At 43.9% G+C, this 5534-nt stretch carries 9 protein-coding genes; 4 read left to right on the top strand and 5 right to left on the bottom strand.

Annotated features, from left to right (window positions below; genetic code table 11):
• Positions 1-45: 45 nt before the first annotated feature.
• Positions 46-651, top strand: a complete 606-nt coding sequence (locus WKI49_03085; protein MEJ7621489.1) for an ArsB/NhaD family transporter — start codon at positions 46-48, stop codon at positions 649-651.
• Positions 597-1052 (top strand): ArsB/NhaD family transporter, encoded by a 456-nt coding sequence (locus WKI49_03080; GenBank protein MEJ7621488.1) that lies wholly within the window; start codon positions 597-599, stop codon positions 1050-1052. Before WKI49_03085 ends, WKI49_03080 begins: the two co-directional genes overlap by 55 nt.
• Positions 1053-1133: 81 nt before the next feature.
• Here WKI49_03080 and speD read toward each other — a convergent pair whose 3' ends face one another.
• The gene (gene speD, locus WKI49_03075; protein MEJ7621487.1) at positions 1134-1529 is read right to left on the bottom strand and encodes an adenosylmethionine decarboxylase; all 396 of its coding nucleotides are present in this window, start codon (positions 1527-1529) and stop codon (positions 1134-1136) included.
• A gap of 92 nt (positions 1530-1621) precedes the next feature.
• Between speD and WKI49_03070 the strand changes: the two genes are divergently transcribed.
• A complete protein-coding gene (locus WKI49_03070; protein MEJ7621486.1) occupies positions 1622-2080 on the top strand; it encodes an RsmD family RNA methyltransferase in 459 nt (152 codons plus the stop codon).
• Positions 2077-2556, top strand: coding sequence for a pantetheine-phosphate adenylyltransferase (gene coaD, locus WKI49_03065; protein MEJ7621485.1), 480 nt, complete (start codon positions 2077-2079; stop codon positions 2554-2556). The genes WKI49_03070 and coaD overlap by 4 nt, the downstream gene beginning before the upstream one ends.
• Before the next feature lie 21 nt (positions 2557-2577).
• Here the strand turns inward: coaD and WKI49_03060 are convergent, their stop codons facing one another.
• Genes WKI49_03060 through WKI49_03045 form a run of 4 tightly spaced genes read right to left on the bottom strand, consistent with a single transcriptional unit; the run spans position 2578 to position 5461 of the window.
• Entirely contained in the window at positions 2578-3510 is a 933-nt protein-coding gene (locus tag WKI49_03060; GenBank protein MEJ7621484.1) for a dihydroorotate dehydrogenase, read from the bottom strand.
• Complete coding sequence (locus tag WKI49_03055; GenBank protein ID MEJ7621483.1) at positions 3503-4447, bottom strand: NAD-dependent epimerase/dehydratase family protein; 945 nt, start codon at positions 4445-4447, stop codon at positions 3503-3505. Before WKI49_03055 ends, WKI49_03060 begins: the two co-directional genes overlap by 8 nt.
• Positions 4444-5178: a twin-arginine translocase subunit TatC gene (gene tatC, locus WKI49_03050; protein MEJ7621482.1), complete on the bottom strand. Its 735-nt coding sequence runs from the start codon at positions 5176-5178 to the stop codon at positions 4444-4446. Before tatC ends, WKI49_03055 begins: the two co-directional genes overlap by 4 nt.
• Positions 5132-5461 (bottom strand): twin-arginine translocase TatA/TatE family subunit, encoded by a 330-nt coding sequence (locus WKI49_03045; GenBank protein ID MEJ7621481.1) that lies wholly within the window; start codon positions 5459-5461, stop codon positions 5132-5134. The genes tatC and WKI49_03045 overlap by 47 nt, the downstream gene beginning before the upstream one ends.
• Between the last annotated feature and the right edge of the window lie 73 nt (positions 5462-5534).

The following is a 5534-nucleotide window of genomic DNA, read 5'->3' as shown; positions in this document are numbered from 1 at the left end:
TCTTGGTGACTAGTCTCCGAAAATATTGAACATTTATACCTAATAATGGTAATTTGTTTCTTGAATTGTTTCACACACAACGATAGCTCTGCCCTTATGCTAACTCCCATAATCTACTCCAAGATAAAATACCTCAACCTACCCAAAAGGCACATTATTCCTTACATTATGGGAGCTGGCTTTATATCAGACACTGCAAGCCTGCCCTTGGTGATATCTAACCTAACAAACATAATAACCGCCCAATACTTTGGCATAGACTTTTGGAGATACGCCCTTTATATGTTTTTCCCTAACCTTGTGTCTGTGCTTTTGAGCTTGCTTGTGCTTTATGACTTCTACCGCAAAGACCTTATAAGGAGCTATGACCCAGAGGTGCTTTTGAGCTCTCCAGCCCACTACGCAATAAGGGACAGGCTTGTTTTTAAGGTTGGCTTCCTGCTAATAGCCCTGCTTGGCTCTACTTTTCTATTGCTTGAGCTTTTGAACCTTAAAATTCCTGTCTCTTTTGTGCTTGGCTTGTGTGCCTTTTTGCTGGCTCTTGCCACTTTGAAAAATAGGGTAGTTAACCTAAAAGAGGTTTTCCTTTTTGCACCATGGAACATTGTCTTTTTCTCCATTGGTATGTATATGCGGTGGTTTATTCTCTAAAAAGAGCAGGATATACAGACAGCCTTACAGGGCTTATCCATAAGTTTCTAAGCTACGGAGAGCTCACCGCCATAATGGGTGTGGGTATAACCTCCGCACTTCTTTCCGCCTTGATGAATAACTTACCAACGGTAATGACAGTAAACATATCAATAGGCGAGGCTGGGCTTGAGCCAAAAATGGCTGAGTTTCTCGCCCTTGCAAACCTTGTGGGAACAAACATAGGACCCAAGCTCACACCCATTGGCTCTTTGGCAACCCTCCTGTGGCTACATGTTTTGGATAAAAAAGGCATACGCATAGGCTGGTGGTATTACACTAAGGTAGGCTTTGTCCTAACCTTCCCCGTGCTTGTGGGAACACTGTTTGCCTTGTGGGTGTGTTTGAGATATTTTCTATAGATGGTTATAAAAATCAAGCCTTTTTTAGTCTATGAGGGAGAGAGCCACAAGGACCCTCTCCGAAAATTTATAAAAAGACTTTTAAACCTTTAGCAAAATACTTCGCAATTGGTCCGCCTCGGACTGACCAACCAAACCTCGTTCATGCACCTGCTTATCAACCCTTGCAGGCTCAAGAGTGGCAATGATGTAGTCCATTGCCTTGTAAGCCTTCGTGGGGTCTCCGCAGGTATAGACGTCAACGGTAGCAAGACCATGCTCTGGCCATGTGTGAATGGAAATGTGGGATTCCGCCAAAAGCACCACACCAGTGGCACCGTGGGGCTGGAACTGGTAGTAGTGGGAAGATATCTTGGTGAGGTCTGCTACCTTGACTGCGCTCTCAAGGAGCTGACGCACATCCTCCACCCTGTCAATAAGGTCAGGGTGGACCCCATACAGGTCTGCTAAGATATGCAGTCCGAGGGCTTTGACCATTTGCACTCCTCCTTGTCAAGTTTCTGTAGCAGTTTAAACTGTCTCATGACAAAACCTCCTTAAAAACAGAAACCTAAATTATAATACTTTTTGTGAAAAAAGCAAGTGGAAAGCAAAAACTTAGACCCACTTCTAACCTTGTCAAGCAAGCGGTGTTTAATATGTTAGGAGACATAGAAGGGATGCTGTTTCTTGACCTTTTCGCTGGAACTGGTCAGATAGGCATGTTTGCAGAAGAGAGGGGTGCAGAGGTTATTTTTGTGGAAAAGAACCCAAAGTTTGCAGAAAAGATAAGGCAGAAAACCAAGGGTAAGGTGGTCGTTGAGGACGCACTCAGATTTTTGGAAAGGGCAAATATAAGAGCAGACGTAATTTTCGCAGACCCTCCATATGATTATGAATTCTACGATAAGCTAATTGAACTGGCTTTGAAAAGTCTTAATAAGGGAGGAACTTTTATACTTGAACACTCAAAAAAGTTGGATTTTTCTGCGGAAAAGAAAAAAATATACGGCGATACCGCCCTATCCATATGGAGGAAGGAAGAATGAAAAGAGCGGTTTATCCCGGCACCTTTGACCCGCCCCACTTAGGACATTTAGACATAGTAAAAAGAGCGGTTAGAATATTTGACCGTCTTGTGATAGCGGTAGCAAGAAACCCCAGAAAGAACCTCCTCTTTAGCATGGAAGAGAGAGTGGACATGTTTTCAAAAATGGTAGAGGATATAGAGGCTGTGGAAGTGCGTGGTTTTGATGGGCTACTGGTGGATTTTATGAAAAGAGAAAACCTTGAGGTTATAGTGCGCGGTGTGAGGCTCTTTACGGACTTTGAGTATGAACTTCAGATTGCTCTAAATAACTATAAATTGGCGAAGGTAGAAACAGTTTTTATGATGCCATCGCAAGACTACATACACATAAGTTCCACCATAGTAAGGGATATAGCAAGCTACTGCGGATGCCTAAAAGGCTTGGTGCATCCTTATGTGGAAAAAAGGTTAAGGGAAAAGTTTGGCTGTAAATGATAGTAAAAGGCTATCTTTGCATTAGGCACGCACCACAAGGCGATGAGCCCTGCCCACAAGGTCGGTAAACTTTTCTATAGACCTCTCTCTCATGTAGTTTTCTATGCCTTCTATGACCTTAAGGGGTGCATAGGGGTCAAAGAAGTTAGCGGTTCCCACTTGAATGCATACCGCACCTGCAAGGATATGTTGCAAAGCGGAATCCGTGTCGTATATGCCACCAACACCTATTATAGGAATAGAGTGTCCAAGCTCTGAAAAAACCTCCCAGACCATTCTTACCGCTATGGGAAGTATGGCAGGACCAGAGAGACCTCCCATAAGTGTAGAGAGTTCAGGTCTTTGGCTTTTTGTGTCTATTTTCATACCAAGAAGGGTGTTTATGAGAACAAGCCCATCCGCACCCGCATCTGTGCAAACCTTGGCAAAGCCCTTTATATCTCCTGTATTGGGTGAGAGTTTTACAAGCACTGGCTTTTTTACCTTGGCTTTTACCCTTTCCACAAGCCTTGAAAGCACTACAGGGTCATGTCCAAAGAGCATACCTCCCTTTTTCACATTAGGACAAGACACGTTGAGCTCATAGGCTACCACCTTCTTGGCATCTTCAAGTGCAAGGCATACCTCCACATACTCCTCTTCTGTTTCTCCAAAGACATTGGCTATAAAGTGGGTGTCTATCTTCTCAAGGTTTGGGTATATCTTTTTCAAAAAGCCTTCCACTCCCGGGTTTTGAAGTCCTATGGAGTTTAACATCCCGCAGGGAGTTTCCGCAATACGCTCTGGTGCGTTGCCTTCGCGAGGCTTTAGAGATATACCCTTTGTAACCACCGCACCAAGCCTTGATATGTCGTATATCTCCATAGCCTCAAGCCCATAGCCAAAAGTTCCCGATGCCACCCAAACGGGGTTTTTAAACCTTACGCCAAAAAGCTCCACAGAAAGGTCAAGCATTTATCTTCCTCCTAAACTCTTCCAAACTCCACCTTAGAGATTCTTCGTAAGAGATTGGCTCTCTTCCACAGAGCTTTTCTACACCTTCCTTTTCCACCTCAGGGTCAAGACCACATATATTATCCCTCCACATCATAAGCATCTGGTCTGAGCTAAAGGGTGGTGGCTGAAGAACCCTTTCTACCACCAAACCACCTACATACATAAGGCTTTTTGGCACAGGTAGGAGCAAGACCTTCCTTTTCCAGTAGTCAAAAATGTCCTCCAAAAGCTCCCTAAAGCTCACCCTCCTGTTTCCGCATAGCTCGTAGGTTTTACCCTCGCTCTCTTCTAAGATAAGAGCCTTCACAAAGGCACAAGCAACATCTCTAACATCCACAGGCTGAAAGAGATAGCCACCGCCACCGGGCAGGGCAAAAAGCCTCAAAAACTTGGTAATGCTCCATAGGTCATAAAAGAGCTTTTGCTCAGGACCGAGTATGAGAGAGGGTCTCATTATGGTATAGCTTAGCCCAGACCTTTTTAGCTCCTCTTCCGCCATAAACTTGGTGCGATGATACATGGAGGGAGCATCCTTGTGAGTCCCAAGAGAGCTCATATGAAGGACTCTCTTTAGCCTTCCGTAGTCTTTGGCAACTTCATAAAGAACCTTTGAGTAAAGGTAGTGAACCCTCATAAAGGTTTGCTTTTTCCTCTTGTCCTCTACCAGTATACCCACGAGGTGTATAAGGTAGTCTGGTTTAAAGTCTTCAAAGACCCCTTTGAGTGCCTTTTTGTCCTCAAGGTCTGCTTTGTAAGGCTTTACCGCATCGCCAAAGAGTTTCTCCAGCTTACTCACATCTCTGACAATAGAGCCTACTGTATAGCCCTCTCTTAGGAGCTCCTTGACTATATATCTCCCCACAAAACCCGTTGCACCGGTGATAAGCACTCTCATTCTTGTGCCACCTCTATGGAAGTTTCCTTCTGTTTGCGCCTGCCAAGTTTGCCAGCTATAAGAGAGAGCTCATAGAGAATTATAAGGGGAATAGCCATCAAAACCTGTGTGGTAACGTCAGGAGCAATAAGAGCACCTACCACAAAGGCAAGCACTATGAAATACTTCCTAAAAGCCTTTAGCTGGCTCTCGCTAACTATACCTGCTCTCTGTAAAAGAAAGATAACAACAGGAAGTTCAAAGGCTATGCCAAAGCCTATTATCATCTTGAGAAGAAAGGATATATACAGGTTCACAGAAAGAAAGGGGGTTGCCTGAAGTTGAGAAAGACCTATGCCGAGCAAAAACTTCAAAGCCATAGGCAGGGCTACAAAGTAAGAGAAAGCTCCGCCAAGAAGGAATAAAATTATGGATACAAGGGTAAGTGGAAGGACAAGTTTTTTTTCGTTGGGATAGAGGGCAGGCTCTACGAACTTCCAAAGTTGGAAAAGTATAAAAGGCGAAGAAAGGATAAAACCAAAGACTATGGATATCTTCAAAAGTATAAAAAGAGGCTCTGTGGGAGATAGGGTTATAAGCTCTACCTGTGGGTATGACCTTCTTACTGGTTCTTTGAGGATTTCAAATATCTGGCTTGCAAAGTAGAAGGCAATGCCTGTGCCTATGAAGAAGGCTACTATGGACTTAATCAGCCTGCTTCTTAGCTCCCTCAGATGCTCCGTCAGAGGCATCTTGGGAAGTTCGTGTTGTTCCATTATCCTCTTTTACCTCCTCACGCTTTTCCTTTTCTATCAAATCGTAAACACTTTCATCTTCAGGAGGGGTCGTATCCTTGCTCTCCTCCATTATCTTCTTGTTTATACTTTCCATGTATAGCTGGTATCTAAGCTCATCCCAAGTTTCTCTAACCTTTCGTAGAAACTCGCCTAACTTGGTAGCCACTTCCACCATCTTCTCGGGACCCAAGAAGATGAAGGCTACCGCAAGTATCACTAAAAGCTCGGGGAAGTCCATGATTATAAATATAAACCAAAGCCTTAAAGAATATGCCTTAGTATCTCAATGGCTTGGTCTATGTGTTTTTCCT

The organism is Aquificaceae bacterium (genome assembly GCA_037722135.1).
GTDB classification, from domain to species: Bacteria; Aquificota; Aquificia; order Aquificales; family Aquificaceae; genus Pampinifervens; species Pampinifervens sericum.
The sequence above is the reverse complement of the archived record's forward strand: the minus strand, read 5'-3'. Positions and strand labels throughout refer to the sequence as shown.

Bases quoted from the DNA above. Each gene is read 5' to 3' on its own strand.
- WKI49_03085 (MEJ7621489.1), top strand. From the start codon at position 46: ATGGTAATTTGTTTCTTGAATTGTTTCACACACAACGATAGCTCTGCC.
- WKI49_03080 (MEJ7621488.1), top strand. From the start codon at position 597: ATGGAACATTGTCTTTTTCTCCATTGGTATGTATATGCGGTGGTTTAT.
- speD (MEJ7621487.1), bottom strand. From the start codon at position 1,529: ATGGTCAAAGCCCTCGGACTGCATATCTTAGCAGACCTGTATGGGGTC.
- coaD (MEJ7621485.1), top strand. From the start codon at position 2,077: ATGAAAAGAGCGGTTTATCCCGGCACCTTTGACCCGCCCCACTTAGGA.
- WKI49_03060 (MEJ7621484.1), bottom strand. From the start codon at position 3,510: ATGCTTGACCTTTCTGTGGAGCTTTTTGGCGTAAGGTTTAAAAACCCC.
- WKI49_03055 (MEJ7621483.1), bottom strand. From the start codon at position 4,447: ATGAGAGTGCTTATCACCGGTGCAACGGGTTTTGTGGGGAGATATATA.
- tatC (MEJ7621482.1), bottom strand. From the start codon at position 5,178: ATGCCTCTGACGGAGCATCTGAGGGAGCTAAGAAGCAGGCTGATTAAG.
- WKI49_03045 (MEJ7621481.1), bottom strand. From the start codon at position 5,461: ATGGACTTCCCCGAGCTTTTAGTGATACTTGCGGTAGCCTTCATCTTC.